This window comes from Aequorivita sp. 609 (assembly GCF_014212065.1).
In the GTDB taxonomy this organism is placed as follows: Bacteria; Bacteroidota; Bacteroidia; order Flavobacteriales; family Flavobacteriaceae; genus Aequorivita; species Aequorivita sinensis.
On record NZ_JACJVM010000020.1, the window covers coordinates 1 to 964 of the forward strand.

Below are 964 nucleotides of genomic sequence, written 5' to 3' on the forward strand. Positions count from 1 at the left end.
GGAACTCAAAATTCACACGTCACTCTGGTGGATCCCAGAACTGGACTGATGCTGCCGTCACTAACAGAGCAGCAGAGGAACGCAGCACCATTGGATGAGTTCAGACAAGGAACTGAATACAAGCCGTACATCCTACAGGAGCTCAGAATGACTGAGATGCAAAAACCAGGCAATAAACCTTCCAGAAACCTCCTGTTGGACCTGAACACCGGTCTACTCAAAGAACACCAAAATAAGATGGACAGAAGACCAGGCTCAGCTAAATGGCAAGTGGTTTCTAGCCCTGAGCATGAGGACATAAAAAGCCATGACTCTTCTGAACGTAAGGAGAACCACATAGCGGTTCCTGTTGAGTTACGCAGGCAGGGAACAGAACCCTCCAGACGCTTCCTGATGGACATGAACACTGGGATGCTCAAGGAGGAAGTCAGCGAAATGAACAGGAGAGTTTCCGGCTTCTACAATCCTCCAGCTTATGAGAAGAGGCAGGGAACAGAGCCCTCCAGACGCTTCCTGATGGACATGAACACCGGCATGCTCTTACATGAAGTTGGCGAAATGAACAGAAGAGTTTCCGGCTATTACAATCCTGAAGCTTATGAGATGAGGAAGGGAACTCAAAATTCTCACGCCACTCTGGTGGATCTCAGAGCTGGACATATTCTGCTGTCGGTAAATGAGCTGCAAAGGAGCACAGCACCATTGGATGAGTTCAGACAAGGCACTGAGTACCATCCGTACATCCTACAGGAGCTCAGAATGTATTACATGATAAAACCAGCTCTTGTTTAGAAGAGATGAGAGAGTTCGACTGTGTTTGTACCATATGACTGCATGAAGACCAAGAAGCAAGTTTTACAAAAGCTGTCATCCATCAAATGTAACTGTCTATCTAGTACACTTTACTGCTAATTTCAGTGGTTTCATGCAATAAAATTGTCATGCAATATTTGAACTGACCTCC

The 964-nt window shown here is 46.1% G+C and carries 1 protein-coding gene; it reads left to right on the forward strand.

Translation table 11 applies throughout. The features are described 5' to 3' along the window. The coding region (locus H4O20_RS07865; protein ID WP_221442780.1) for a hypothetical protein at positions 1 to 792 on the forward strand (792 nt) is incomplete at its 5' end. Positions 793 to 964: the final 172 nt, after the last annotated feature.